General features: G+C 62.9%; 24 protein-coding genes. 13 read left to right on the plus strand and 11 right to left on the minus strand.

Going from position 1 to position 26624, the window contains the following annotated elements:
* Window positions 1-15: 15 nt before the first annotated feature.
* Window positions 16-1878 (plus strand): TRAP transporter large permease subunit, encoded by a 1863-nt coding sequence (locus C266_RS15325; RefSeq protein WP_051126357.1) that lies wholly within the window; start codon window positions 16-18, stop codon window positions 1876-1878.
* 102 nt (window positions 1879-1980) lie between these two features.
* Entirely contained in the window at window positions 1981-2736 is a 756-nt protein-coding gene (locus C266_RS15330) for an SDR family NAD(P)-dependent oxidoreductase (RefSeq protein WP_010806988.1), read from the plus strand.
* A 109-nt stretch (window positions 2737-2845) separates the two neighbouring features.
* Here the strand turns inward: C266_RS15330 and C266_RS15335 are convergent, their stop codons facing one another.
* The 4 genes from C266_RS15335 to C266_RS15350 form a co-directional block, all read right to left on the minus strand.
* Window positions 2846-3655 (minus strand): hypothetical protein, encoded by an 810-nt coding sequence (locus tag C266_RS15335; RefSeq protein ID WP_010806989.1) that lies wholly within the window; start codon window positions 3653-3655, stop codon window positions 2846-2848.
* 267 nt (window positions 3656-3922) lie between these two features.
* Entirely contained in the window at window positions 3923-5305 is a 1383-nt protein-coding gene (locus tag C266_RS15340) for an MFS transporter (RefSeq protein WP_010806990.1), read from the minus strand.
* Between the two features lie 146 nt (window positions 5306-5451).
* Window positions 5452-6717 (minus strand): iron-containing alcohol dehydrogenase, encoded by a 1266-nt coding sequence (locus tag C266_RS15345; RefSeq protein WP_010806991.1) that lies wholly within the window; start codon window positions 6715-6717, stop codon window positions 5452-5454.
* Window positions 6714-7475, minus strand: coding sequence for an alpha/beta fold hydrolase (locus tag C266_RS15350; RefSeq protein ID WP_010806992.1), 762 nt, complete (start codon window positions 7473-7475; stop codon window positions 6714-6716). Before C266_RS15350 ends, C266_RS15345 begins: the two co-directional genes overlap by 4 nt.
* A 186-nt stretch (window positions 7476-7661) precedes the next feature.
* Between C266_RS15350 and C266_RS15355 the strand changes: the two genes are divergently transcribed.
* A complete protein-coding gene (locus C266_RS15355; protein ID WP_036663219.1) occupies window positions 7662-8384 on the plus strand; it encodes a GntR family transcriptional regulator in 723 nt (240 codons plus the stop codon).
* A gap of 104 nt (window positions 8385-8488) precedes the next feature.
* Here C266_RS15355 and C266_RS15360 read toward each other — a convergent pair whose 3' ends face one another.
* A complete protein-coding gene (locus C266_RS15360) occupies window positions 8489-9433 on the minus strand; it encodes a LysR family transcriptional regulator (protein ID WP_010806994.1) in 945 nt (314 codons plus the stop codon).
* A gap of 182 nt (window positions 9434-9615) precedes the next feature.
* Between C266_RS15360 and C266_RS15365 the strand changes: the two genes are divergently transcribed.
* Together C266_RS15365 and C266_RS15370 are read left to right on the plus strand one after the other, a co-directional pair.
* Window positions 9616-10854: a sigma-54-dependent Fis family transcriptional regulator gene (locus tag C266_RS15365; protein WP_010806995.1), complete on the plus strand. Its 1239-nt coding sequence runs from the start codon at window positions 9616-9618 to the stop codon at window positions 10852-10854.
* Window positions 10855-11673: 819 nt separating this feature from the next.
* On the plus strand, window positions 11674-12837 hold the full coding sequence (locus tag C266_RS15370) for a porin (protein ID WP_010806996.1): 1164 nt from the start codon (window positions 11674-11676) through the stop codon (window positions 12835-12837).
* Between the two features lie 107 nt (window positions 12838-12944).
* Here the strand turns inward: C266_RS15370 and C266_RS15375 are convergent, their stop codons facing one another.
* Complete coding sequence (locus C266_RS15375; protein WP_010806997.1) at window positions 12945-14321, minus strand: gamma-glutamyl-gamma-aminobutyrate hydrolase family protein; 1377 nt, start codon at window positions 14319-14321, stop codon at window positions 12945-12947.
* A gap of 340 nt (window positions 14322-14661) precedes the next feature.
* Between C266_RS15375 and C266_RS15380 the strand changes: the two genes are divergently transcribed.
* On the plus strand, window positions 14662-14943 hold the full coding sequence (locus C266_RS15380; RefSeq protein ID WP_010806998.1) for a YkvA family protein: 282 nt from the start codon (window positions 14662-14664) through the stop codon (window positions 14941-14943).
* A gap of 82 nt (window positions 14944-15025) precedes the next feature.
* Here the strand turns inward: C266_RS15380 and C266_RS15385 are convergent, their stop codons facing one another.
* From C266_RS15385 to C266_RS15395, 3 genes are read right to left on the minus strand one after another with little or no spacing between them, the layout of a single operon-like run.
* The gene (locus C266_RS15385; RefSeq protein ID WP_010806999.1) at window positions 15026-16000 is read right to left on the minus strand and encodes a quinone oxidoreductase; all 975 of its coding nucleotides are present in this window, start codon (window positions 15998-16000) and stop codon (window positions 15026-15028) included.
* A gap of 40 nt (window positions 16001-16040) precedes the next feature.
* The gene (locus C266_RS15390; protein WP_010807000.1) at window positions 16041-16454 is read right to left on the minus strand and encodes a methylglyoxal synthase; all 414 of its coding nucleotides are present in this window, start codon (window positions 16452-16454) and stop codon (window positions 16041-16043) included.
* A 19-nt stretch (window positions 16455-16473) separates the two neighbouring features.
* Window positions 16474-17253, minus strand: coding sequence for an SDR family oxidoreductase (locus C266_RS15395; protein WP_010807001.1), 780 nt, complete (start codon window positions 17251-17253; stop codon window positions 16474-16476).
* A gap of 217 nt (window positions 17254-17470) precedes the next feature.
* On the opposite strand from C266_RS15395, the gene upp reads away from it, so the two are divergent.
* The gene (gene upp, locus C266_RS15400; RefSeq protein ID WP_010807002.1) at window positions 17471-18121 is read left to right on the plus strand and encodes a uracil phosphoribosyltransferase; all 651 of its coding nucleotides are present in this window, start codon (window positions 17471-17473) and stop codon (window positions 18119-18121) included.
* 62 nt (window positions 18122-18183) lie between these two features.
* Here upp and C266_RS15405 read toward each other — a convergent pair whose 3' ends face one another.
* The gene (locus tag C266_RS15405) at window positions 18184-19104 is read right to left on the minus strand and encodes a DMT family transporter (protein WP_010807003.1); all 921 of its coding nucleotides are present in this window, start codon (window positions 19102-19104) and stop codon (window positions 18184-18186) included.
* Window positions 19105-19222: 118 nt separating this feature from the next.
* Complete coding sequence (locus C266_RS15410; RefSeq protein ID WP_051126359.1) at window positions 19223-20680, minus strand: helicase HerA-like domain-containing protein; 1458 nt, start codon at window positions 20678-20680, stop codon at window positions 19223-19225.
* Between the two features lie 459 nt (window positions 20681-21139).
* On the opposite strand from C266_RS15410, the gene C266_RS15415 reads away from it, so the two are divergent.
* The 6 genes from C266_RS15415 (at window position 21140) to rsfS (ending at window position 26615) form a co-directional block, all read left to right on the plus strand.
* A complete protein-coding gene (locus tag C266_RS15415; protein ID WP_010807005.1) occupies window positions 21140-21865 on the plus strand; it encodes a YebC/PmpR family DNA-binding transcriptional regulator in 726 nt (241 codons plus the stop codon).
* Between the two features lies 1 nt (window position 21866).
* The gene (purD, locus tag C266_RS15420; RefSeq protein WP_010807006.1) at window positions 21867-23144 is read left to right on the plus strand and encodes a phosphoribosylamine--glycine ligase; all 1278 of its coding nucleotides are present in this window, start codon (window positions 21867-21869) and stop codon (window positions 23142-23144) included.
* Between the two features lie 278 nt (window positions 23145-23422).
* Complete coding sequence (locus tag C266_RS15425; protein WP_010807007.1) at window positions 23423-24313, plus strand: mechanosensitive ion channel family protein; 891 nt, start codon at window positions 23423-23425, stop codon at window positions 24311-24313.
* Window positions 24314-24438: 125 nt separating this feature from the next.
* Window positions 24439-25374 carry an oxygen-dependent coproporphyrinogen oxidase gene (gene hemF / locus C266_RS15430; protein WP_010807008.1) on the plus strand — a complete coding sequence of 312 codons (936 nt, stop codon included), beginning with the start codon at window positions 24439-24441 and terminating at the stop codon, window positions 25372-25374.
* 13 nt (window positions 25375-25387) lie between these two features.
* Window positions 25388-26119, plus strand: a complete 732-nt coding sequence (locus tag C266_RS15435) for a nicotinate-nucleotide adenylyltransferase (RefSeq protein WP_036663224.1) — start codon at window positions 25388-25390, stop codon at window positions 26117-26119.
* Window positions 26120-26174: 55 nt separating this feature from the next.
* Window positions 26175-26615: a ribosome silencing factor gene (rsfS, locus tag C266_RS15440; protein WP_010807010.1), complete on the plus strand. Its 441-nt coding sequence runs from the start codon at window positions 26175-26177 to the stop codon at window positions 26613-26615.
* The last annotated feature ends 9 nt before the right edge of the window (window positions 26616-26624 follow it).

Here is a 26624-nt window from a genome sequence, read left to right on the forward strand (position 1 = left end):
ATGGACACGTTGACGATGACGGCCGAGCCGACGCACGCGCTCGCCCGCCTCTTCTGCCACGTCAACCGCGCGGTGATGAAAGTCACCGAAGCGGCTGCCGTGCTGCTGGTGGTGGCGGAAACTCTCATCCTGCTCGCGGGCGTGATCTCGCGTTACGGGTTCGACAATCCGATCACCTGGTCTGACGAACTGGCGCAGATCCTGTTCATCTGGCTATCGATGCTCGGTGCGGTTCTGGCGCTCGACCGGGGCGAACACATGCGCCTGTCCGCCATCGTCAACAAACTCCCGGCGGCATGGCGCGACTGGTTCCAGACCATGGCTGCGCTCACGGTCTGCGTGTTCGTCGCGCTCATCATCATGCCCGCGTACACGCATGCCATCGAACAGATGGACATCACCACGCCCGCGCTCGAAATCCCCGACGGGTTGCGCGCCGCCGCCCTGCCGGTCGGCGCAGCGCTGATGCTCGTCGCGGCCATCTCGCGCATGGCGCGGTGCTCGACCCTGCGCCAGTTCGGTCTTGGCGTGTTGGTCGTTGCCGCGCTCGGCACCGCACTCTGGCTCGGCCGCCCCGCACTCATCGCGATGGGCAACTACAACCTGCTGGTGTTCTTCGTACTGATCGTCGGTGCATGCGTGGCAGGCGGTATTCCGATCGCCTTTGCCTTCGGCACGGCAACGCTGGCCTATCTGGCACTCGTGACCGACGCGCCGCTTCAGATTGTCGTCAGTCGCATGGACGAGGGCATGTCGGGCCTCATCCTGCTGTCGGTGCCGCTGTTCGTGCTGCTCGGCGCGCTGATCGAGATGAGCGGGCTTGCTCGCAGCCTGATCGAATTCATGGCCTCGCTGCTCGGCCATGTGCGCGGCGGCCTGCAATACGTGCTGCTCGGTGCGATGTTCCTGGTCTCAGGTATTTCCGGGTCGAAGGCTGCCGACATGGCAGCCGTGGCGCCAGCCCTCTTCCCCGAAATGCAGCGACGCGGATCGAAACCGGAAGACCTCGTCGCACTGCTCTCGTCGACCGGCGCCATGACGGAGACGATTCCGCCCAGCCTCGTGCTCATCACCATCGGTGCGGTGTGCGGTGTGTCCATCACGGCGCTCTTTGTTGGCGGCCTGCTGCCTGCCGTCATCGCCACGCTGGCCATCGTCGTGGTGTGCTTCACGCGCTCGCGCAAAGAGGCTCCCAGTGCGGCGCGCCGCGCGCCGTGGAGCGTGATCGGCAAGACGTTCATCGTGGCGTTGCCGGCACTCGCTCTGCCGATTCTGATCCGCACGGCCGTCATCGAAGGCGCCGCTACGGCAACGGAAGTGTCCACGATCGGTATCGCCTACACGATCGTGATCGGCCTGCTCGTCCATGCCTTCAAGAAGCACCTGAACTTCAAGCGCCTGTATCCGCTGCTCACGGAAACGGCGGCACTTTCCGGCGCCATCCTGCTCATCATCGGCATGGCCACCGCCATGGCCTGGGCGCTCACGCAGTCGGGCTTCTCCGCCAAGCTCGTCGGGCTGATGCATGGCGTACCGGGCGGACAGATCGGCTTCCTGCTCATCTCGATGGTCGTGTTCATCGTGCTGGGCAGCGTGCTGGAAGGCATTCCGGCCATCGTGCTGTTCGGGCCGCTGCTCTTTCCGGTCGCCCGCTCGCTGGGCATTCACGATGTGCACTACGCGATGGTCGTGATCCTGTCGATGGGCATGGGCCTGTTCGCACCGCCGCTCGGCGTCGGTTTCTACGCCGCGTGCGCCATCGGCAAGACGTCGCCGGACAAGGTGTTCAACCGGATGTGGACCTACATGGGCGCGCTGCTCATCGCACTGCTTATCGTGGTCTTCATCCCCTGGATCTCGATCGGCTTTCTGAAGTAAGACACTCCCACTAACGGTTTCTCGATATTACCGACGGGCTCCGCCGCGCTGCTGGCGGCGGAGCCCGTGCTGTAGAAGTCAATAAATTTAGGAGTCCATAGCATGATGGAGAGAGTAGCAGTTGTCACGGGCGGCGGCATGGGTATCGGCGCCGCTATCTGCGAACGGTTGGTGAATGACGGCATGACGGTCGTTGTCGCCGATCTGAACGAAGGCGCGGCGGGTGAGACGGCGGCGAAGCTGAACGCGGCGGGTGGCAAGGCGTGGGCGCTGGGGATGAATGTGGGCGACGCCGCATCGATTGCCGATGGCTTCGCACAGATCGCGCAACGGTATGGGCGTTGCGATGTGCTCGTGAACAACGCGGGGATCGCCAAGACATTCCCGTTTCTCGACTATCCACTCGATCACTGGCATCAGGTGATGAACGTGAACCTCACGGGCACGCTGCTGTGCGGGCAGCACGCCGCGCGACTCATGCGCGAACAGCGCTGGGGACGGATCATCAATCTGGCGTCCGTGGCGGGCATTCTGGCCAGCGCAGGACGCACGGCCTACGGAACGTCGAAAGCCGCCGTCATCGGCCTCACGCGCCAGATGGCCATTGAACTCGCGCCCTTCGGCATTACCGCCAACGGCGTCGCCCCCGGCCCCATCGACACGCCGCTCACGCAGGTGCTGCACTCCGACGTCTCACGCCGCCACTATACGGAGACGACGCCCCTCGGCCGCTACGGGCAGCCCAGTGAGATCGCTGGCGCGGTGAGCTTTCTGGCATCGGACGACGCGTCTTACGTGACAGGTCACATCCTGCCGGTCGACGGCGGCTTTGTGGCAGCCGGGATTCTGGAGATCTGAGGCGGCGCCGTCCAATCTTTCCGCATGACCGCGATAGACACAGGGCGAGTCCTGTCTATCGCGGTGGCCCCGACGCGCGACAGCCGCTCGCGCATAGTACGCATACCGGTCAGAGGGCCGTCATTGCCCTGCGTTCCTCGTCGGTGAGGATCGGGCCGTCCAGCGTGACTTGCGAGTGATCGTCCTTGAACTTTGCAATGATCGGCTTCAACTCGCTCTTGATATGCTTTTCGCTGTAGCCATTGAAGAGATGGCCAATCAGGCCCCGACGCAAATCGCTGCTTCCCATATACCAGTCGGCAATCGGAAACGTCAGATTCATGTTGTATTTCATCATGATGCCCATGTTGTGGTGGGCGGTGTGATGGCGCCGAATGGTGTTGATGAACGGCATGTTGCGCACGAACCAGTTCTCGTGACAGTGGCAACAGTAGTGGAAGGTTTCATAAATGACGTACTGACCGACCATGGTCAGGAACACCATCCAGCCAGCGTTGGCGTTCAGTATCCATGAAGTCGCATAACCGATGACCCCGCCGCCAATACCAAGCGTCATCAGCACACGCCATGGGAAGAACACGATCCGGAACTCACGCGTCGTGTCGATCGTCGACAACTGGTCGGTGAAGTACTGATGATGCTGGCGTGTATGCCGGTTGTAGATCTCGCGCAGGCCCCACACATCCACCCGACGGTGCATGACGAATCGATGCATGAACCACTCGACGAAGTTGCCCGCCAGAAAAACCGGAACGATCAGGAACCATTCCCAAGTCGGATTCTGCAAACGGCTGACGGCATACCATACCGCGCCAATCGCCACGACATACATCACGATGATATGCAGCATGCCGTTGTACATCGGGCTTATGTCGGACTTGTATTGTTCCCTGAACTTCAACTGACGCTCTGTAATCATGACTTGTCTCCTGTGTCTGAATCAACGCGAATTGCAAAATAAACAACTAACATATTAGTTGTGCAAAAACAAGAATCATCGGAATGGCGTTCACTGTTTTGTGAAGTGGAAGCGATGAAATGATTCGGGATGGACGTTCGTGCCGTTGGTGCCGGAGAAAGTGCGTCCGACCGGCCCCACTGGCGTCAGGCGCGGTCCCCGCCGCAGTTCCGCGCGGCGGGGACCGCGCCCCGCCGGGTCAAGAACGGGTAAATCTCTTGCAACGGGTCAGTGCGAAACGTCCTCCAGCGAGCGGCCCTTCGTCTCGACGCCAAGCAACAGTACGGCCAGCGCGGCAATCACGAAGGACAGAGCCCCCATGGTGAACACGCCCGTTTGTCCCCAGGTCGGGAGCAGCACACCAATGGCGAAAGGGCCGGCGAGAGAGCCGACGCGTCCGATGGAGGAGGCAAAACCCGAGCCCGTTGCACGGATGCGGGTCGGGTAAAGTTCCGGTGTGTAGGCGTACAGCACAGACCACATGCCGAAGAGAAAGAACTGCATCAGTAGCCCTGTGGCAATCAACTGCTCAATCGGCGCCTTGTTGCCTGCCGCCTGACCGTATAGATAGGCGGCGAGCGCACTGCCAAGCAGCATCAATGCGCAGGTCGGCTTGCGTCCCCATTTCTCCAGCAACCAGGCTGAGAAAAGGAAGCCGGGGATGCCTGCCAGCGAGATATAGACGGTGTAGAGCACGGATTTGGTGATCTCGTATCCGGCCTGCTGCAGCAACGCCCCCAACCATGTTGTCAGCCCGTAGTAGCCCAGCAGCGCGAAGAACCAGGTGGTCCACAACATGACCGTTCGCTTCGCATACACGCCGCGCCAAATCTCCGAAAAGAGCGCCTTCCGGCCGGTCTGCTGGTGCCGCACGCCCGGCACGATGACGGGTTCCGGCAACCTGCGGCCGTAGGCCGTCTCCACTTTGGCTTCGATGTGGTTCATCACGTCCGCCGCTTCTTTCATGCGCCCAGTGTCTTCCAGCCAACGAGGCGATTCGGGCACCATTCGCCTGATGACGAACACGAAAACGGCCGGGATCGCCAACGCGATGAAGATGCCGCGCCACCCGATCACCGGGAGCATGAAGTAGGAAAACGCGCCAGCCGCGATGAAGCCGATGGGCCAGAAACCTTCGAGGATGGCCACATACTTGCCGCGACTTCTGGCCGGAACGATCTCTGAAACCATCGAGAGACCGATCGGGAACTCCATGCCCATGCCGAAGCCGAGCAGAACGCGGTACATCATCAGCGACTCGACATTGTGAGCAAAGCCGCACATCAGGCTGCCGGCCCCCCAGAAGACCATGCTGACCTGAAAGACCGGCTTGCGCCCGAACTTGTCCGCAAGAAGCCCCGCGGTGGCGGCACCCACGAACATGCCGAGAAAGCTGGAACTGGCGAGCAGTCCGGCCTGCGAGGCGGAAAGGCCGAACTCCGCCTTGATCGAACCGAGAACGAACGTCATCAACCCGAGATCCATGGAATCGAAGAACCAGGCGGTGGCGATGATAGAGAAAAGCGTTCGTTGATAGTTCGTCATCGGTAGTCGCTCAAGACGCGCGACGACGTCAACACCTAGCCGCGACGCGGCTGCGGACATATCCATGCTTGTGTCTCCTTTGTTACATTTTTCTGATATTCATCTAACATATTAGACATTGAGACGCAAAGCGACCGGTGTGTCCGGCCGAATGGTGAATTGTGTCTTTGCGCGGCGACAGCGACCTGTCGAATCGATGGGAATCGCGTTGATCAGGCTGCCGACCGTCTCTCAGTCTTCTCGTCTCGAAGACCTCCACGCCACGCGTTGTCGATGATTTCCGCGTAGCACTCTTCGATATTCCCGACCGGGAATGCTTTGGCCAACCGAGTCACGCCAAGTGAATCGATGAGCAGATCCCTCAGCGATCCCTGGGAAATGCCGAAGGCATTGAGATCAGTGGGGATGCCGAGCTTGCCAACAAGCTCGCGCAATTTGTGGGGCAACTCGCGAACGGCCTGCACTTCGTCGTCGACCTTGATGCCGAACATTCGGGCCACTTCGAGGAGTTCAGCGTGGCGCGACTCGCGCAACGCATCGATGACATATGGCAGGACAACCGCATTCGTGGCGCCGTGGGACTTGTGCGTCAGCGCCGCGACGCCATACGCAATGCCATGAACCGCATTGAGTCCGGCGCTCCCATATGACATTGCGGCGTAGACGCTCGCGTAGCACATACCGACGCGCGCCTCCACGTCGTTACCATCTTCGTAACAACGAAGTAGATAGGCGGTGGCTAGCCGGATCGACTCACGCGCAAAGATCATGGTCAGACCGCTGCGACCGCTGTAGCCGGGGTCGAAGGAGCCGTTTCGATCGAACCGATCGGAGTCGAGCGTGACGAACGATTCGAGCGCGTGGGTCAAAGCGTCGATGCCAGACTCGGCCGTGACCTTGGGCGGGCATGTGAATGTGAGTTCGGGGTCGATAGCAGCGACGACCGGACGTAGCCGATTGTCCATCACGGCGGTTTTGATGCCGGTCGGCGGATCGAACAGAATGGTTCCGGGGGTGAGTTCCGACCCCGTGCCGGCGGTCGTTGGCACAGCGATGTGGTCGATGACGGGCGCATCGCTTGCCACGCCGCTTCCGAAGTCGCGAATGGGGCGGCCCGCCGGAAGCGTGACGCACAACGCCTTGGCCAGATCGATGTTGCTGCCGCCTCCTAGCGAGACGATGTGATCCGGCAACTGGCCGCCCTGCGCGATACGCAGTTCGTCCGTCGCGCGATCGCACAGATCCGTGGTCGGGTCGGGCTGACCGCCGGCATAGACGTCCACATGCACCCCCTGGTGTTCGCACGCCGTCACGTACTCCTTCACCCAGCGTGTTTTCTCGGCAAAGAAGCTGTCTGTGACGAGCAGCCCGCGCCGGTAGCCAAGGGCCTGAAGAAGGCTGGGGAGCTTGTGGCGATAACCCAGCTCGATGATGAGCCGGGAGGGCGCACAAAAGTGGACGCAATCGTCGATCCTCATGAATTCTCCTGTTGGTTGATTAGTGGCCCTGGCTCCGCGCAGTGCAGCGCCAGGAAATCTCGCATGGCGATGCCGACCTCCCAGGTGTTCTCCGTCAGAATCGAGTGACGCCCACCGGGAATCACATGCAGTGATGCGCGACGGATTCCTTCGCGCATGCGACGTGCGTGATCGAGTGGGCAGTCTTCGTCGTCGCTGCCGTGGACGATGAGGGCAGGCACGCCGACATGAGCCAGATTCGACAGATGCGAGACTGGCTTTAGCGCGCTCCAGGTCCAGGCCACGACACGCGGGTCGGCTGCCCGCTTTAGCCTCAGACGCGCCTCGCGCTGCCTGATCTCGGTGAGGAGTGCAGTCTCGTCGGCAGACGCAAACCAGTTCACCTCGTTCAACTGTGCGGTGCCCGACATGAGGACAACGGCGACCGGCGGAGAATGCCGCGCCGTGCCGTCTGCCAGATGCCCCATGAACTCGAGGATCACGGAGACACCCATGCTCCAGCCGGCCAGGACGTAGGCGTGATGGCCGACCTCTTGTTCGATGATCTCGCTGGTGACGCGCGCGAACTCGCAGGCATTGCACGCTCGTGCGGAAAGCGGGGGGCCTGCGTCGCCGCGTCCCGGCATGTTGGGCAAGATAAAACGAAACGTATCGCCGAGCGCCGTTGCAAGCGGAGTCCATGAGTCGCTCGTTCCCTGAATGCCGTGCAAGGCAACCACCGGGAAACCATCCGGCCTCCCCACCCTCGTGATGTCCATCGCCGTTCCTCCCACACATCCATGTAATATATTAGTTGATTAATAATAGCACATCAGACTATCAAGACAAGCGATGCGCATACCGGGAAAGCCCGAGGTATGGGGCGTGTTAAGGGCCGGGACATGTCACCGCTATCGCCAGAAGCAGGTGATATACAATTAACATTTGCTCTGGGCATTGACCAAATGGCGACAAAGAAAGCGACCCGACGGACGGGAAAATCGGAAGCCGCGGCGCTCGATGAACGAGTGGACGTGATCCCTCGCGGCAGAATGGTCGACATGGCGTACGAGTGGATCGAAGAAGCGATAGTGACGCTGCGACTGGCCCCGGGTTCAACAATGTCGGAGTTGCAGTTGAGCGAAATGACGGGGTTTGGCCGCACCCCGATTCGCGAAGCGGTTCAGCGGCTGGCCAGGGAACATTTGATTATTGTGTTGCCACAGCGCGGCCTGCTCGTGCCCCCGATGGACGTCTCCAAGCAGTTGCGTCTGCTGGAAACGCGACGTGAGGTCGAACGGTTGATTGCCAGAAGCGCGGCGAAGAAAGCCACGGCAGAACAACGCGAACACTTCGCGCGTCTGGCAAAGGAGTTCAGAAGTTCCGCCCGCAGCGGCAAGGATGTGGAGTTCATTCGTGCCGACCGCGAGTTCAACGAGTTGTGTCTTGTCGCCGCACGCAACGAATTCGCCGAAGGGGCGATGCGCCTGATGCACGGGCTATCACGCCGCTTCTGGTATTACCACTACAAAGAAGCGGCCGACCTGCCGACCATGGCGCGACTACATGCGGAAGTCGCCGAAGCGATTGCTGCCGGCGACGTGAAACGCGCAGGTGAAGCCCTCGATGCATTGCTGGACAACATCGAAACCTTTACGCGAGCCACAGTGCTGGGCGACCGAGTGTAATCGACCGGCAGAGCCGCGGAATTTCCATCCGCGTAGCGCTTTGCGACGACGACTGCGCTTGGCCGGCTATCACCGCTTCGCATCAACCAGCCCTCTGCGCGCCCTCATCGCACACCGGTGTCCGGTCTGTCGGGCACCAGCCGCGCGCCCGGCGCGCGCTGCATCTCACGCCACACCGTTCTCGCGTTTTCGACGAACGTTGCCACACAGGGGTTGTGATTGTCGCGACTCCAAAGCAGCGCCACCTCCGCCACCGGCGCGTTGCGCAACGGCTTGAAGACCGCGCTGCCTGACGCACTCGCGCTGCTCATCGACATTGGCACCATCGCCACGCCAAGGCCCTCCCCCACCAGATTGATAATCGTCTGCTGCAAGTTGGTTTCCAGCCGGATGTGAGGTGAAAACCCCGCGCGACGGCAGTGATCGACGACCAGATCGTAGACCAGCGGCGCGATCTCGCGCGGAATGCTCACGAACGACTCTTCGGCCAGTTGCGAGGCGTCGAGCACGCGCGCCTTGGCGAGCGCGTGCGTGCGCGGCAGTACGGCCACCATCTCCTCGCGAAACACTGTCGCCGTATCGAGCCCGGTGAGGTCTTCGGGGCGGTACATGATGCCCACGTCGGTCTGCCCCGCACGCACCGCTTCGGCCAGTAAGTTGGGGAGCGTTTCCGCCAGTTTCATGTCGACCCGCGAATACGCGGCGGCGTAAGTGCGCGTCAGCGCGGGCAGGATGTTGTACGCCGAGGACATCATGAAGCCCACCGTGATCGCGCCATCCTCGCCCCGGCTCGCCGCCACGGCATTGCGACGCGCCCGCTCGACAGAGTTCAGGATTTCCACCGCATCCTGATAGAAACGTGCGCCCGCACGCGTGAGACGCACACTGCGGCGCGTGCGCTCGAACAGCAGCACCCCCAGTTCGGCCTCCATCAGCGCAATCTGGCGCGACAGCGGCGGCTGCGAGATATGCAACTGCTGAGCCGCACGGCCAAAGTGCAGCGTCTCCGCGAGCACCACGAAGTACTGGAAATGACGTAGTTCGATCATCTGATACCCCACGGGTATTAATAGCGCACCAATATTGTATTGGAAGTTATTACTATGTGGTCGTATCCTGCATTGGCGGTTGGCTACCCGAGCTGGCTGCGACATAAAAGAGACGTCAGGGAACGCCAGGCCACAAGCCACCGACGGCGACCTTTCGTACCAATACGAGAAGGAGACAAGTCATGCCCGCTCACCTTGCTGTAGCGCCTGCCCCCGCTCGACCTGTCGGCCACGCCAGCCCCATCGGCACAGCCAGCGCCAATACCGCCTTTGCCAATATCGCAGCCCTTGCCGAGCGCATCGCCCGTGTGCCGGCCGCCCCCGCCGCTGCGCGCCGGATGCGCCCCGACTACCTCGCCATCGATGACCTGTGCGGCACCGACGCCCGCATGCGCGATTTGCTCGCGCGCGGCAAGCGCTTCGTCGATCGCGGGCTGCCGGTGTTGATTCTCGGCGAGACGGGAACGGGCAAGGAGTTTCTGGCCAGGGCGCTGCACGAGTACAGCGAACGGCGTGCGCAGGCGTTTGTCGCCATCAACACGGCGTCGCTGCCTGAGCACCTCGTCGAGAGCGAACTGTTCGGTTATCAACGCGGCGCGTTCTCGGGTGCCTTGCCCGGCGGCATGAAAGGAAAATTGCAGCAGGCCGACGGCGGCACGCTTTTCCTCGATGAAATCGGCGACATGCCCCACGCACTGCAAACGCGGCTGTTGCGTGTGCTCTCGGAGCGCGAAGTGACGCCGCTGGGTGCGAGTCATGCGGTGCCCGTGGACGTACAACTGATCTGCGCCACCCATCAGGATCTCGCAACCGCCGTGGCACAGGGCACGTTCCGCGAAGACCTTTACTACCGCATTGCCGTGGGCATCCTCACATTACCCACATTGCGCGAGCGCGACGACAAGCGCGAACTGATCGCCCGCATGCTATGCGACGAATGGCCGGAACTACACGAGGATCAGGTGCTGGCTCGTGTGTCGCCAGACGCCCTGTCGCGTCTGCTCATGCATGCGTGGCCGGGGAATCTGCGCCAACTGCGCGCTGCGCTACGCTATGCATGTGCGGTGATGAGCGGCAATCAATTGTGTGCGGACGATCTGCCGCCGGAACTTGTTACGTCTTCTTCGCATACGTGGATGTCCGGCAACGATACGTTCGCGGAGCAACGCTCACACGACATCGGTAATGCCGTCGTATCGGCCCCGCGTGTCCAGACCGTCGAGACGATTGCGCAAATGCCCCGTCATGACAGTGAACGTGAGCGCATTCTGCAAGCGCTCGCACAACATCGCTGGAACATTTCTGCCGCCGCACGCACGCTCGGCTTTTGCCGCGCATCGCTGTATCGCAAGCTCAAGCAGTTGAGCATTCCCCACGTGCGCGATTGCGGCGACGCCCTCAGCGCAGGGCACTTCGCGTAGCAAATCGCGCGGACAAAAAAAAGCGCGGCCAATGAGGCCGCGCCAAGGTTTGGAGACTTTTCACTCAACGCAAAAGTCTACTTCTCGCGGAACGTAGTATAGGTCGGCGTCCCGAAATCATTGTCATCATTCGGCGCAATGAATTATTTGGCGACTCGCAATAGTCCGTAAAACCCCGTAAATAAAGGGCTTTTCTGAGCAACCACATCTCTCGTGCTTGCCGGCATATCGGATTTCCCTCATCACGCGCGTGTAAAGTCGCTTGATGACATGCGCATGGCAGCGACCTGACGCAAGCATCGATCGCTATCTATATAGGCAACCGGCATTGTGACGTGTCAGGCATCACATCGCACACGACAGCGGTGGTGCCCCATCGTTCGATGCGTCGCTTGTGCGCGCGGCACCTTGCGACAGGTTTTCGCATCAACGGAACCAAATTCCTTCACGCCTGTCGCGCGCAAATCCAGTGCTGGCAATGCTTCGCGCACACGATGGCATGTGCGGCACACTGTGTCCCGAGCGCAACACACGTCGCTTGCATCTCTATTTCCGGCCTAACCTTAATCAACGCAGCCCCTTATTGGACAAAGCTTTCCGGCAGGTTCGAGGGATTCTTTTCGTATTTGAAATAGATTCTTGCGGATTCTGAAATAGGCGCGAGTAGCGGTGACTCATACACTGCCCCCTGTCAGCAGAGCAGTGCCGATACCTGATCGGGTTCGCGAATGACAAACCGTCACCTCGACATGTTCTGTTTCGCCGCGTTCTGTTTTCACGCGAATCTGCGATTCGTGTCACGTTACTGGAGCTTAAACCATGAAAAAAACTCTTCTTGCCGCAGCCGTCGTCGGCGCGTTCTCGGTGAGCGCGCACGCACAAAGCAGCGTCACGCTGTACGGCTTGATCGATGCAGGCATTGCTTACACCAGCAACTCGACGACCACGGCAGGTGCTTCGGGCTCGAAGAACTTCCGCGCAACGAGCGGCCTGATCAACGGTAGCCGTTGGGGCCTGAAAGGCTCGGAAGATCTGGGTGGCGGTAACAAGGCCATCTTCGTGCTGGAAAACGGTTTCTCGATCAACAACGGTCAGTCGGGCCAAAACGGCCGCATGTTTGGTCGTCAAGCCTTCGTTGGCCTGCAAAACGACAAGTTCGGCGCTGTGACGATCGGCCGTCAATACGACTCGCTGGTTGATTACCTGGCTCCGCTGACCCTGAACGGTTCGTCGTTCGGCGGCACGATCGCTGCGCACCCGTACGATAACGACAACACGAACAACTCGTTCCGTGTGAACAACTCGGTCAAGTACTCGAGCGCCAACTACAACGGCCTGACCTTCGGCGGCCTGTATGGCTTCTCGAACAAGGCTGGCGACTTCGCCAACAACCGTGCATTCAGCGCCGGCGTGAACTACGCAAACGGCCCGCTGACGGTGGCTGCTGCTTACTTGGAACGCCAAGGCAACCCGGGTAGCAACAACACCGGTGGTGCAGTGGATACGTCGAACGGCGGTGACTCGGTGTTCAACGCATCGAAGCAACGCGTCTGGGGTATCGGTGGTAACTACGCCTTCGGCCCGGCAACTGTCGGCCTGGTGTACACCCACACGCAAGTGCAAGGCCTGTCGGGTCTGAACTTCAACAGCACCGCAGTTGCCTTCGGCAACGACGGCCTGAAGTTCGACAACTTCGAAGTCAACGGTCGCTACATGCTGACCCCGGCAGTCTCGCTGTCGGCCGCGTACACGTACACGATGGCCAAGCAAGATTCGACGGACAAGAAGCCGAAGTTCCACACCGTTACGCTGCAAGCTGACTACCGTCTGTCGAAGCGCACCGATGTGTACCTGACCGGTTCGTACCAGCACATCTCCGACAACGAAGGCACGGGCCTCCAAGCCGGTGTCGGCGCTGCCGGCGGTATGTCGTCGACCAGCTCGCAAACCGTTGTGGGCACGGGTATCCGTCACCGCTTCTAATCAAAGCGGCGTGAGCACCGGCAGCAGTCTCCCGGTGCTCCTGACATAAAAAGGGCAGCCTCGCGGCTGCCCTTTTTTATTGCCCCGCCGTGTTGGCGGCGCGCAGATCAGAAGCGCGTTTCGCGCGCGGCACGCAGGAAATTGTCGAGCACCGGCGTGCAATCGAGAAACTCCGGCCCGCCCGCGCGGTGAAATTCCGGGTGCCATTGCAGCCCCATCACGAACGGTGCCTTGCGATAGCGAATAGCTTCGACCACGCCATCCTCCGCACACATCGCCTCGACGCTTAGATCACGTCCCAGCGTTCTCACCGACTGGTGGTGGATCGAATTGACGATCGGCGTGTCGACCGGCCCCAACATCTGCGCGAGCGACGAGCCTTCGGGGAACGTCAGCGTGTGGCGGTTATGTTCGTACGTCTCGGTGACGTGCGGAATCGCCTCAGGCAGATCGGTCGCGATGTCCTGATGCAGTGTGCCGCCAAACGCCACGTTGATGAGTTGGCAGCCCCGGCAAACGCCGAGAATCGGCTTGCCCTGCTCTACGAACTCATGCAGCAACTCGAGTTCGTACATGTCGCGCATGCGGTCGCCCTGCCATTCGTGGCGTGTCGCCACTTCCGAATAGGTGAGCGGCGACACGTCTGCCCCGCCCTGCAATACCAGTCCGTCGAGATGCTTCGCGTAATCGTGCAAACGGATGTGGCTCGGATGCAGCAAACCCTGTGTGTCGACCGTCGGAATCATGAACACCAGCACGTCGCGCGACATCACCCAGTGCGCGATCGACTCTTCGAGGTATTGCAGCGTCTTGCTGCGCAGCCCCTTCGACCCGGGCTCCGGATGGAAAATGCGCGCCGAGATGCCGATCTTCAGCGTGCGCTGCGTGATGCGCTGTCCCGCGCGGTCGTACCAGGCGCGGAATCGTGCAGACGTGATTCGGCGCAGTACCGTCCACGGGGAATCTCCCGCCTGCAAATACGAGGGCTGCCCGCCCATCGACGACGGACTGCCCGGTCGCGCTGCACCCGCGCCGAACGTCGGCTGATGCGGCGGCTCGCCGCCGGCCGCTTTGACGTCCTCAATCGACTTCGGCGCAGGCGCGCCGATGGGATTCCGGTCCGATGCTACCTGCGCTGCGCTCGGGTGTACGGCGGAGGCCGTTGGATGCGCCGGTTGCGGCGTCTCGGCCTGCGCGTCGGCAGACGCAGAAGCGTCGGTGGCATGCGGCGGACGCGTGAGCGTGTCGGGATTCGGCGGCATGCCGCCCGACCCTTCGGCCGTGCCTGCCACAGGCTTGCCGGTCGGGCGTGGCGCCGCCTGCGTGCCGGGTTCTACATAGTCTGACGGCGCAGGCGAGGGCGATGCGGGCGCTGCACCGGCATCGGTTGCCGCAGGGGTCTGTGGAGGCGTTGCGCTCCTGCTCGTATCGGACTCGGGCTTGTTCGGCTGTTGCGGCGACTTCGGATCTTGAGCGTCGGTCATGATGGCGTTTGGAGGGCGTGCGCGAAGGGGGAAAAATGGATTGACCACGGCGGCTCGCGAATTATCCCGCCGCCCCGATCCTGCCGCAACCGGGAAAGCAGACGAATCGCCGTGTGCTGCGTACCGGCGTCCGTCACATCGGGACGTGCCATGAAACCGTCTCGACTCAGCCCTGTCGAAGGTAATTGTCACGCGTCGTGCGTTCGCCCACGCCAAGCCATCGATGCGTATAATCAGAACACGTTGCGCGATATTCAACAAATATTGAGCGACGTTTGTGCCGATTAAGCGAGAATACCCGCCATACCCGGCGGGACATACCGGTACCAGGAGCCTGCAAGTGAAGCGTTTTCTCCGTCTGTGGCAAATCGCCCGCCACGATTTCCGTGTGCTGTGGCATGCGGCCCGCGATCCGCGCCGTCCGCGCTGGCTGCTGCCCGCCATGGCGCTGCTCGTGGTGTATCTGATCAGCCCGTTCGATCTGATTCCGGACTTCATCCCGGTGTTCGGCCTGCTCGACGATGTCATTGTGATCGGCATGGTCGTGCATTGGCTCATCAAGCGTCTGCCGGCCGATGTGCGCGAGGATGCCCGCGCCCATGTGTTCACCCAGCGCGCCTGACCCCGCGCGGCCAGATGCGACAACGTCAGCCATGAAAAAAGGACGCCGAGGCGTCCTTTTTCTTTTGTCCCGCGCCAGTCCCTCAGGGCATGAGCAATGTCGATCCGGTGGTCTTGCGCGCTTCGAGATCGCGGTGCGCCTGGGCCACATCGGCCAACGCGTAACGCTGATTGACTTCGATCTTCACCGCGCCCTTGGCCACTACGGCGAACAGCTCGTTCGCCGTGGCTTCCAGATCGGCGCGCTTGGCCGTGTAATTGAATAGTGTCGGGCGTGTGAAGAACAGCGAGCCGCGCGACACGAGATCCGACATATTGATCTGCGTGACAGGACCGGATGCGCTGCCGAAATTCACCATCATGCCAAGCGGGCGCAGGCAGTCGAGCGAGCCGATGAACGTGTCGCGGCCGATAGAGTCGTAGACGACCGGCAACCCTTCGCCGCCCGTGATCTCCTTCACCCGTTCGACAAAATTCTCGCGCGTGTAGACGATCGGGAAGTCGCAACCGTGCTTGCGCACGAGCGCCGCCTTCTCGTCGGAGCCGACCGTGCCGATCACCGTCGCGCCGAGCGCCTTGGCCCACTGGCACACGATAAGGCCCACCCCACCGGCCGCCGCATGAATGAGGATCGTGTCTCCCGCCTTGACCGGGTACGTGCGGCGCAGCAGGTATTGCGCGGTCATGCCTTGCAGCATCATCGCCGCGGCCTGGTCGTCGCTGATGGTGTCGGGCAGGCGTACCAACGGCGCAGCCGGCATCACACGGGCCTGCGCGTAGGCACCGCACGGACGGCTCGCATACGCCACGCGGTCGCCCGCCTTGACGTGCATCACGCCCTCGCCCACCGCCTCGACCACACCGGCAGCCTCCATGCCCAGGCCGGCCGGCAGCGGTTGCGGGTACAGACCGGTGCGGAAATACACGTCGATATAGTTCAGACCGACCGCGTTATGGCGCACGCGCGCCTCGCCCGGCCCGGGCTCTCCGACTTCGACGTCCACGTACTTCATCACTTCCGGGCCGCCATTCTGTTCGATGCGAATTGCTTTGGTCATCCTCGCTCCCTCCATTCGGGTGATATGCCGATTGCCGGCGTCACGCTGCCGGTTGCGCCCTCAGGCGCACGATCAATTGTTCGAGTAACAGGCGCGCCGTCGAGCTATTGGTCGCACACGGCACGTTGTGAACGTCGCAGGCGCGCACGAGCGCGTTGATGTCGGGCTCGTGCGGTTGCGGTGTCATCGGGTCGCGCAGGAACAGCACCATGTCGATGCGCCCCTCGGCCAGCTGCGCCCCGATTTGCAGATCGCCGCCATGGGGCCCGGAGAGCTTGAGCTCGACATCGAGACCCAACTCGGTGGCGATGCGCCCGCCCGTCGTGCCTGTCGCCACCAGGTCACACTGGCGCAGCACGTCGGCGTAGTCACGCGCTAGCGCCAGAATTTCGTCTTTCTTCTTGTCATGCGCGATGAGCGCAATCCGGACTTTCGGTACTGTCGAGATTGTCATTGCAGCGATCCCTGAAGCGTCAGAACGTGCCCGGATAGGCGCCGCCGTCGATCAGCACGTTCTGGCCGGTGATGTAGCCCGCTTGCGCGCTGCACAGAAACGCGCACGTTGCGCCGAACTCGTCCGGCTGTCCGAAGCGGCGGGCGGGAATCGCGGCGGCCCGCTTGGCGCGCGCTTCGTCCAGCGTCTGCCCGCTCTTGTCGGCCCACGCCTTCATGGTGCCCGCGAGGCGATCGGTATCGAAGGCGCCCGGCAGCAGATTGTTGATGGTGACGTTGTGAGCGACGGTCGTGCGCGAGATCCCGGCGACAAAACCGGTCAGCCCCGAACGGGCGCCGTTGGACAACCCCAGAATGTCGATGGGCGCTTTCACGGCCGACGAAGTGATGTTCACGATGCGCCCGAAGCCGCGCGCGATCATGCCGTCTACGGTCGCCTTGATGAGTTCGATGGGCGTGAGCATGTTCGCGTCGAGCGCGCGAATCCAGTCGTCGCGCTGCCAGTCCCGGAAGTCACCCGGCGGCGGCCCGCCCGCGTTGGTCACGAGAATATCGGGCTGCGCACACGCCGCGAGTGCCTGCGCGCGCCCCTGCGGCGTGGTGATATCGCAGGCCACCGCCGTGACTTTCACGCCCGTCGCGGCGCGAATCTCGTCGGCAGCCGCGTTGAGCGCATCGGCGGTGCGCGCCACGATGACGACGTTCGCACCGGCTTCGGCCAGTGCCTGGGCGCACGCGCGTCCCAGCCCTTTGCTCGCGCCGCATACCAGCGCGGTGCGGCCCTTGATTCCCAAATCCATGATCAGCCTTCAAGACAAGTGAAGCATTGGACAAATGCGGCCGTGCCGCCGACTTGCAGCGATTCTAAGGGAATCGCGCCCATGCTGCTTTGTCCCGTGCACGGCACGCGGGGCCCGGGATTTACGGCAATCCAAGCCGAAACCCGGACCGGCAACGGTCGCATCGGCTAAAATCGCGGCCATGCGGGCCACACCGGCCCTGCCTCAGATTGCTGCCATGAAACAAGACTCCCGCTTCCCGAATCTCTATATCTGCGATCACCCGCTGATCCAGCACAAGCTCTCGCACATGCGCGACAAGGAAACGTCGACCCGGACGTTCCGCGGCCTGCTGCGCGAAATCACCTTGCTCATGGGCTACGAGATCACGCGCGACCTGCCGCTCACGACCGAGCGCATCGAGACGCCGATGGTCGCCATGGACGCCCCCGTCATCGCGGGCAAGAAACTCGCCATCGTGCCGGTGCTGCGCGCCGGTGTGGGCATGAGTGACGGGTTGCTCGATCTGGTGCCGTCGGCGCGCGTTGGCCACATCGGCGTGTATCGCGACGAGCAGCATCGCCCGGTCGAATATCTGGTGCGCCTGCCGGATGTGACCGATCGACGCTTCATTCTGTGCGACCCGATGGTGGCCACCGGGTATTCGGCCGTGCACGCCGTGGATGTACTGCGCAAGCGCGGCGTGGCCGAAGAGAACATTGCGTTCCTCGCACTCGTGGCCGCGCCGGAAGGGGTCAAGGTGCTGCACGACGCCCATCCGGGCGTGAAGCTGTATGTGGCTTCGCTCGACGAGCGCCTGGACGATCACGCTTACATCATTCCGGGTCTGGGCGACGCCGGCGATCGTCTGTTCGGCACAAAGAACTGACGCCCGGCAGGCAATGGGGTAACGCACCCCGCCCCCGGTATCGCCGGGGTGCGGGGTCTCGATCAAGACCGGCCCTTGCGCCGCGTGGCCATCGCCACCCCGATCGCCGCCAGCACCATCCCGCCCCACGCCAGCGGCGGCATGTGCTCTCCGACCATGACCCACGCCGCCAGCGCCGCCGAGGGAGGCACGAGGAAGAACAGCGCCGACACGCGCGACGCCTCGCCACGCCGGATCATCGCCAGCAGCAACGAGATCGCCACGATCGAATTCCCGATCACGAGATAGACGAGCGACAAGCCGAGTTGCCAATGCCATTCGATGTGCATCGGCTCGAGCCACGCCGCGAGCGGCAGCGTGACGGCAAAGCCCACGGCGTACTGCACCAGATTCGACGTGACAGGGTGCTGGCCCACGCCGAAACGCTTTTCGTACAACGTGCCGCAGGTGATCGCACCGAGCGCCACAAACGTCAGCACCAGTCCCAGCGCTGAGGTTGCCTCCACCGCCGATCGCGCCACGATGACGAGCGCCGCCCCGGCCAGCCCCAGCCCGAGTCCGATCCAGTTCAGACCGCTCACGCGCTCGCCGACGAGATGCGGCACCGCCAGTGCCACGAGTATCGGTTGCAGCGAGGTGATCAACGCTACGCTGCCCGCCGACACGCCGAGGCGCAGGGCCAGATACGTCATGCTGAAGTACAGCGCCTGAATGAGCAGACCGATGACGACGAGATGCCCCCATGCGGCGGGCGTCTTCGGCAAGGGCGGGCGCATGACGACCGCCAGCGGCGCCAGCACGGCGAGCACCAGGCCATAGCGCAACGCGAGGAACGTGAGCGGATCTGCGTACGTCAAGCCGATCTTCGCCACGGTAAAGCCGACTGACCACAGGAACAGAAAGATCAGCGGTGCGGCGCGCAACCACACCGGGTCGTGAGCCACACCGGTGCGCACCGGGTCCAGCGACGATTTCAGCGACATGGGTTAGCGGAGAATCCGTGAGGGGCGAAGGTTCCGGCAGCTTGCTGCGCGGTGCAAAACGCACCGTCAAAGGCGGATCGCCGGCCCCGTTCTCTTTCGCAGGAGCAGACGGGCGCGCTCACCGGCGCTTGTTGCCGCCAAGAATGCTGCCCAGCACGCCGCGCACGATCTCGCGGCCCAACTGACTGCCGATGGTGCGCACCGTGCTCTTGACCATGGCTTCGACGGCCGTGTCCTTGCTGCGCGAGCCACCTGAACCGCCCAGCAGGCCGCCCAGCGAATCCTTCACGGTATCGAGCAAACCGCCGCCGGACGCAGGCGTGCCACCGGGGACCGGCGGGTCGTCGGGCTGGCGCGTCTGCGTGCGCCCAACGAGTTTCTCGTATGCCGACTCGCGGTCCACGGCGTTTTCGTACACCCCCGCCACGAGCGACGTAGCCATGAGCGCCGTGCGCTCCTGCGGCGTAATCGGGCCGATCCGCGAGGCCGGTGGCGTGATGTACGCTCGTTCGGTCACCGCTGGCCGTCCCTTGTCGTCAAGCAGCGACACCAGCGCTTCGCCCACCCCCAGTTCGCCGATCACCGTTTCGATGTCGAGCGCCGGATTGGCGCGCATGGTTTGTGCCGCCACCTTCACCGCCTTCTGATCTCGCGGCGAATACGCCCGCAAGGCATGCTGCACACGATTGCCCAACTGGCCGAGCACGGTGTCCGGCACGTCGATGGGGTTCTGCGTCACGAAATACACACCCACGCCCTTCGAACGAATCAACCGCACCATCTGCTCGATCCGTTCAAGCAACGGCTTGGGCGCCTCGTTGAACAGCAAATGCGCTTCATCGAAGAAGAAGACGAGTTTGGGCTTGTCGGGGTCGCCCACTTCCGGCAGCCGTTCGAACAGCTCGGCAAGCAGCCACAGCAGGAAAGTGGCGTAGATACGCGGTGCGGCGAGCAGCTTGTCTGCGGCGAGAATGTTGACGATGCCGCGCCCTTGCGCGTCCGTTTGCATGAAGTCTTCGATATTGAGCATCGGCTCGCCGAAGAACTTGTCCGCCCCTTGTTGCTCGAGGGTGAGCAACCCGCGCTGAATGGCCCCCACCGAGGCGGCCGAAATGTTGCCGTACTGCGTGGTGAAGGTCGATGCGTTATCGCCCACGTGCTGGAGCATGGCGCGCAGGTCCTTGCTGTCGAGCAGGAGAAGACCGCTGTCGTCGGCAATCTTGAAGACCAGGTTGAGCACGCCGGTCTGCGTCTCGTTCAGACCCAGCAGGCGCGAGAGCAGAAGCGGCCCGAGATCGGAGACGGTCGCACGCACCGGGTGACCCTGCTCGCCGAAAACATCCCAGAGCGTGGCCGGGCTGCCGTGCCAGTCGGGGGTATCGAAGCCGAGATTGGCGATACGCTCCTTGAGCTTGGGCGTTTCGACACCCGGCTGCGTGATGCCGGTCAGGTCGCCTTTCACGTCGGCCAGAAACACCGGCACGCCAATGTCGGAGAAGGCTTGCGCCATGACTTGCAGCGTGACGGTCTTGCCGGTGCCCGTGGCACCGGTGATCAGGCCGTGGCGGTTACCCATCGCCGGCAGCAGGCCGAGAACATGCTGGTCGTTGCGCGCGATGACGAGCCGTTCGCCGGGTTCGTGAGCAGAACCCGCGGGGGATGCGGTAGAGGGGGCGGAAAGGGTCGCGGATGGCGACGCTTGCGGCAGCACGGGCTTCTGGGGCATGAGAGACCTCGGCGGTGGACGCGGCGGGGCTCGTGACACGGCGCAGCAAACACCCGTGGCACGGTGCGGCGGCATGATAAAATTGCCTCCGATTATAGCGGCAGGTTGCCGCTCGGACTGCCCCGGCCCGAAATGATTGACGGGACCGATGGAATCGACACGATCCATGGGAACCCACGGGGCGATTGGGCAATTGGCGCCCGCGACCCCGGTGGTGGCGGGCGCTCCCGTTTCAACGGTTGGCCGCGCCGCACTGCGCGGGCCGGCAGAGCATACTTCGCCGCACAGCGCGGCACGACGGAGAAATTCATGGCGGGTCATTCCAAATGGGCCAACATCAAACACAAGAAAGCTGCGGCAGATGCCAAGCGCGGTAAAGTCTGGACACGCCTGATCAAGGAAATCACGGTGGCCGCACGTCTGGGCGGCGGTGACGCCGACAGCAACCCGCGCCTGCGTCTGGCCGTGGAAAAGGCGGCCGACGCCAACATGCCCAAAGACAACGTCAAGCGCGCGATCGATCGCGGCGTTGGCGGTCTGGACGGCGCCAACTACGAAGAAATCCGCTACGAAGGCTATGGCATCAACGGCGCAGCCGTGATCGTCGACACCATGACGGACAACCGCGTGCGCACCGTCGCGGAAGTGCGTCACGCCTTCTCGAAGTTCGGCGGCAACATGGGCACCGACGGTTCGGTGGCCTTCCTCTTCACGCATTGCGGCCAGTTCCTGTTCTCGCCGGACACCCCGGAAGACAAGCTGATGGAAGTGGCGCTCGACGCCGGTGCCGACGACGTCATCACCAATGACGACGGCAGCTTCGAAGTCGTGTGCCCGCCGAACGACCTCCAGGCCGTGAAGGAAAAGCTCGAAGCGGCAGGTCTGAAGGCCGAAGTCGCGGAAGTCACGATGAAGCCGCAAACGGAAGTGGTCTTCACCGGCGAAGACGCCGTGAAAATGCAAAAGCTGCTCGACGCGCTCGAAAACCTCGACGACGTGCAGGAAGTGTTCACCAACGCCGTCATCGAGGAATAAGATGAAAATTCTGGTTGTCGGATCGGGCGGCCGCGAACACGCGCTGGCGTGGAAGCTTGCCCAATCGCCGCGCATTCAGTTGGTCTATGTCGCACCGGGTAACGGTGGCACGGCGCTCGACGAGCGCCTGCGCAATGTGCCGATCAGCGATCCGAACGTGCTCGCCGAGTTCGCCGTGCGCGAAAGCATCGCGCTCACGGTGGTCGGCCCGGAAACGCCGCTTGCCGCCGGTATCGTCAATATCTTCCGCGCACGTGGTCTGAAGATCTTCGGCCCAACGAAGGAAGCCGCGCAGCTCGAATCGTCGAAGGACTTCGCCAAAGCGTTCATGAAGCGCCACGGCATTCCCACCGCCGATTACGAAACGTTCTCCGACACCGCACTCGCCCACGCCTATATCGACGCCAAGGGCGCACCGATCGTCATCAAGGCAGACGGTCTCGCCGCAGGCAAGGGTGTGGTCGTGGCGATGTCGCTCGAAGAGGCGCACAAGGCCGTGGACATGATGCTCGCGGACAACAAGCTCGGCGATGCCGGTGCCCGCGTCGTGATCGAGGAGTTCCTGCAAGGCGAGGAAGCGAGCTTCATCGTGATGGTCGATGGCAAGAACGTGCTGCCGCTCGCCACGTCGCAAGATCACAAGCGTCTGCTCGATAACGATCAGGGCCCGAATACGGGCGGCATGGGCGCCTATTCGCCCGCGCCGATCGTCACACCGCAGATTCACGCCCGCGTGATGCGCGAGATCATTCTGCCGACCGTGCGTGGCATGGAAACCGACGGCATTCGCTTCACGGGCTTCCTGTACGCCGGTCTGATGATCGACGCGCAAGGCAACGTCAAGACGCTCGAGTTCAACTGCCGCATGGGCGACCCCGAGACGCAGCCGATCATGGCGCGTCTGAAGGGCGACTTTTCGGTGGTAGTCGAGCACGCGATTGCCGGCACGCTCGACAAGGTCGAACTCGACTGGGACCGCCGTTACGCCCTGGGCGTGGTACTCGCCGCCCATGGTTATCCGGACACCCCGCGCAAGGGCGACCGGATCTCCCAGGTGCCGGCCGAGACCGGCGATTGCGTGACTTTCCACGCAGGCACCCAGCTCGAGAACGGCGTGCTCACGGTCACCGGCGGGCGCGTATTGTGCGTGGTCGGCCTGTCCGACACCGTGCGCGGTGCGCAAAGCGTGGCGTATCAGACCGTCAATCAGATCAGTTTCGACGGCATGCAGTATCGCCACGACATCGGCAACCGCGCACTGGCGCGCAAACCGGAGTAAGGCCGGCGGCGCCTGAAGGCTTGCCCTGAAGCGCCAACCCGATCTGCCACGGCCCGGGGGACGTCAAGTTCCCCGGGCCGTTGTCGTTTGGACACCGCAGCGATGGCCGTGCGGTTTACCTCCACCTCCTAGAGCTACACCGCCGCGATTGACAAGCGCGAAGCAAGTTGGCACGCTGGCACCGCGTAGCCGCGCCACACATGCGGCACGAGCATCCGGCCAGCCCTGGCGGAATTCATTCAGTTTTCCCGACAGACCCTCGCTCGACGGAGACTTACATGTTTGATCTCGACAAACTGGTCAACGATTATCTGGTGCCGTTCGGCCTGAAAATCGCGATGGCCATCGTCATATGGATTGTCGGCGGCATCATCATCAATGTGGTTGCCCGGCTTGTGCGCGGCGCCATGACCCGCCGGGCCATCGACCCCACCCTCGTGCGCTACACCGAATCGACGCTGCGCATCGCCTTGCGCATCGCGATCATCATTTCCATCCTCAGCGTCTGCGGTATCGAGACGACATCGTTCGCCGCACTGCTCGCCGCCGCCGGCATCGCCATCGGCGCCGCATGGTCCGGACTGCTGTCGAATTTCGCCTCGGGCATTTTCCTCATCGTGCTGCGCCCGTTCAAGACGGGCGACATGATCAGCGCGGGCGGTGTTACCGGCGTGGTCGACGAGATCGGCCTGTTCGTCACCACGCTCACGACGGCCGACAATCTGCGCGTATACGTCGGCAATACGAAGGTCTTCGGCGACAACATCACGGTGTACGACGCCAACGCGTTCCGGCGCGTCGATCTGAGCGCGCAGCTTGCCCACACGGTGGACGTGCAGGACGCGATTGCACGCCTGAGGGCGCGCATCGCACAGATTCCGAATGTGATGAGCACGCCGGCCGTCGACGTCGCGATTCTGGAATTCACACCGGCCGGGCCGGTGCTCGCGGTGCGTCCGTATTGCCACAACCGCGATTACTGGCAGGTGTATTTCGATACCAACCGGGCCATTGCCGAGGTGGGTGGCACGGCCCACTGGCCGGTACCGGCACCGCGCCAGATCTTCATGCCGCCGCCCGGCGACGCCGGCAAGGCAGCGATGCCTGTCCCGTCCGCCGCAGGCGGGGCGGCACCGGCCAGCCCCCTGCCCAACGCGCCGACGCCCTGATCGCCGGGGCTTGATACAGGTCATTCGGGCGGCATCCGGCAACACCGTTTGCCGCCCCGGCCTGCCCCCGAACGCGTGGCTGCCGGTACAATCGCGGTTATTACCACGCATGGGGATGTCACAGAATGACAGCGCAAGACGCCGCACCGGCGCCGGATACCGGCGCGGTTCGCACTTATCTGCTCGGGCTTCAGGACCGCATTGTCGAGACGCTTGAGCGCCTCGACGGCAAACGTTTCCTTGCCGACGACTGGCAGCGCCCGGCCGACAGCCCTCTGCGCGGTAACGGCCGTACGCGCGTGCTCGACGACGGCAACTTCTTCGAGCGCGGCGGTGTGAACTTCTCCCACGTGGTCGGCGACAAGCTGCCGGGCTCGGCCAGCGCGTCACGCCCCGAACTGGCCGGACGCGGCTTCGAAGCCCTCGGCGTCTCGCTGGTGCTGCATCCCCGCAACCCGTACTGCCCGACCGTTCACTTCAACGTGCGCATCCTGATCGCCACCAAGCCCGGTGAGTTGCCTGCGTTCTGGTTCGGCGGCGGCATGGATCTCACGCCGTACTATCCGTTCGAAGAGGACTGCCAGCACTTCCATCAGACCTGCAAGGACGCGCTGGATCCGTTCGACACATCGTGGTATCCGCGCTTCAAGGCGTGGTGCGACGAGTACTTCTATCTGAAGCACCGCCAGGAGCCGCGTGGCATCGGCGGCATCTTCTTCGACGACTTCTCCGGGGGCGGCTTCGATACCGGCTTCGCGGTCATGCAAAGCGTGGGCGACGCCTTCCTCGATGCTTATGTGCCGATCATCGAGCGCCGCCGCGGCATGCCGTACGGCGAGCGCGAGCGAGATTTTCAGGCACACCGCCGCGGCCGTTACGTCGAATTCAATCTGGTCTGGGATCGCGGCACGCACTTCGGCCTGCAATCGGGCGGACGCACCGAATCCATCCTGATGTCGATGCCGCCGATCGTGAAATGGCACTACGACTGGAAGCCCGCGCCGGACACGCCGGAAGCGAAGCTCTATACCGACTTCCTCGTGCGCCGCGAGTGGGTGTGAAGGCCAGCCACGCATGACTCACTCTTCTCCGGCAGCACCGCGAACGCCCCATATGCCGCCCTCTGGCTCGATCCGGCGCATTGGCGTGCTGGGCGGCACATTCGATCCCATTCACACCGGCCATCTCGCGCTGGGCGCGCTTTTCGCCCGCACGCTCGCCCTGGACGAACTGATCCTGATGCCAGCGGGCCAGCAACCGCAAAAGCAAGGCAGTACCCCGGCCGGGCACCGGCTGGCGATGACGCGTCTGGCCGCCGAGTCGCTCGCCGCCGAACTGGCGCGCACGCAACCGTCCACGCAACTGATCGTCAGCACGCGCGAGATCGAGCGCGCGGGGCCGAGCTACACCGTCGATACGCTGCGCGAGATTCGCCACGATGCCGGTGCGCAGGCGTCGCTGTCGCTGCTCATCGGCTCCGATCAACTGGTGCGTCTGGACACATGGCACGCCTGGCGCGAGTTGTTCGAATACGCCCACGTGTGCGCAGCGGCGCGGCCCGGTTTCAACCGCGATACGGCCTCGCCGGAACTGCGTCAAGTCTTCGTCGAACGGGAAAGATCCGCGCTCGGGGTACAATCCACGCCATGCGGCGGTATCCTGATCGACGACTCACTCGCTGTCGATATATCCGCCACCGAGTTGCGCGCCACACTGGCGCACGCGCCAGACACGGCCACGCCCCCGGCGAACCTGCCCGAACCCGTGTGGCAGTACATCCGCGCGCAACACCTGTATCGCGCTTGACGGCCCCTTCGCGGGCCGCTACTTCGCACTCCCTGTTTCACCCAAAAGACGCACTATGGATATTCGTAAACTGCAGCGCCTGATCGTCGACGCCCTCGAAGACGTCAAGGCCCAAGACATCAAGGTGTTCAACACCTCGCACCTGACCGCCCTGTTCGACCGTGTGGTCATCGCGAGCGGCACCTCCAACCGTCAGACCAAGGCACTTGCCGCGAGCGTACGCGACAAGGTCAAGGAAGCCGGCGGCGATATCGTTAGCATGGAAGGCGAAGATGTGGGCGAATGGGTGCTCGTCGACACGGGCGATGCCATCGTGCACATCATGCAACCGGCCCTGCGCCAGTATTACAACCTCGAAGAGATCTGGGGCGAGAAGCCGGTACGCCTGAAGGCCGCCGGGACCAAGGCCGGCGCCAAAGCCAGCGCGCAAGACGACGAAGAGGACGAGGACGACACGCTCGAGTCCCCGGCACCCGCTCGCCGCAAGGCCAAGTAAGGCCCAGCA

It is taken from the genome of Pandoraea sp. SD6-2, assembly GCF_000389825.1.
Lineage (GTDB): Bacteria > Pseudomonadota > Gammaproteobacteria > Burkholderiales > Burkholderiaceae > Pandoraea > Pandoraea communis.

Coding starts and splice junctions, on each gene's coding strand:
- C266_RS15350 (WP_010806992.1), bottom strand. CDS start 7,475: ATGGACATCACGAGGGTGGGGAGGCCGGATGGTTTCCCGGTGGTTGCC.
- C266_RS15365 (WP_010806995.1), top strand. CDS start 9,616: ATGCCCGCTCACCTTGCTGTAGCGCCTGCCCCCGCTCGACCTGTCGGC.
- C266_RS15330 (WP_010806988.1), top strand. CDS start 1,981: ATGATGGAGAGAGTAGCAGTTGTCACGGGCGGCGGCATGGGTATCGGC.
- C266_RS15390 (WP_010807000.1), bottom strand. CDS start 16,454: ATGACAATCTCGACAGTACCGAAAGTCCGGATTGCGCTCATCGCGCAT.
- C266_RS15325 (WP_051126357.1), top strand. CDS start 16: ATGACGGCCGAGCCGACGCACGCGCTCGCCCGCCTCTTCTGCCACGTC.
- C266_RS15335 (WP_010806989.1), bottom strand. CDS start 3,655: ATGATTACAGAGCGTCAGTTGAAGTTCAGGGAACAATACAAGTCCGAC.
- C266_RS15425 (WP_010807007.1), top strand. CDS start 23,423: ATGTTTGATCTCGACAAACTGGTCAACGATTATCTGGTGCCGTTCGGC.
- C266_RS15415 (WP_010807005.1), top strand. CDS start 21,140: ATGGCGGGTCATTCCAAATGGGCCAACATCAAACACAAGAAAGCTGCG.
- hemF (WP_010807008.1), top strand. CDS start 24,439: ATGACAGCGCAAGACGCCGCACCGGCGCCGGATACCGGCGCGGTTCGC.
- C266_RS15385 (WP_010806999.1), bottom strand. CDS start 16,000: ATGACCAAAGCAATTCGCATCGAACAGAATGGCGGCCCGGAAGTGATG.
- C266_RS15360 (WP_010806994.1), bottom strand. CDS start 9,433: ATGATCGAACTACGTCATTTCCAGTACTTCGTGGTGCTCGCGGAGACG.
- rsfS (WP_010807010.1), top strand. CDS start 26,175: ATGGATATTCGTAAACTGCAGCGCCTGATCGTCGACGCCCTCGAAGAC.
- C266_RS15340 (WP_010806990.1), bottom strand. CDS start 5,305: ATGGATATGTCCGCAGCCGCGTCGCGGCTAGGTGTTGACGTCGTCGCG.
- C266_RS15355 (WP_036663219.1), top strand. CDS start 7,662: ATGGCGACAAAGAAAGCGACCCGACGGACGGGAAAATCGGAAGCCGCG.
- C266_RS15435 (WP_036663224.1), top strand. CDS start 25,388: ATGACTCACTCTTCTCCGGCAGCACCGCGAACGCCCCATATGCCGCCC.
- C266_RS15395 (WP_010807001.1), bottom strand. CDS start 17,253: ATGGATTTGGGAATCAAGGGCCGCACCGCGCTGGTATGCGGCGCGAGC.
- C266_RS15345 (WP_010806991.1), bottom strand. CDS start 6,717: ATGAGGATCGACGATTGCGTCCACTTTTGTGCGCCCTCCCGGCTCATC.
- C266_RS15410 (WP_051126359.1), bottom strand. CDS start 20,680: ATGGGTAACCGCCACGGCCTGATCACCGGTGCCACGGGCACCGGCAAG.
- C266_RS15370 (WP_010806996.1), top strand. CDS start 11,674: ATGAAAAAAACTCTTCTTGCCGCAGCCGTCGTCGGCGCGTTCTCGGTG.
- purD (WP_010807006.1), top strand. CDS start 21,867: ATGAAAATTCTGGTTGTCGGATCGGGCGGCCGCGAACACGCGCTGGCG.
- upp (WP_010807002.1), top strand. CDS start 17,471: ATGAAACAAGACTCCCGCTTCCCGAATCTCTATATCTGCGATCACCCG.
- C266_RS15375 (WP_010806997.1), bottom strand. CDS start 14,321: ATGACCGACGCTCAAGATCCGAAGTCGCCGCAACAGCCGAACAAGCCC.
- C266_RS15405 (WP_010807003.1), bottom strand. CDS start 19,104: ATGTCGCTGAAATCGTCGCTGGACCCGGTGCGCACCGGTGTGGCTCAC.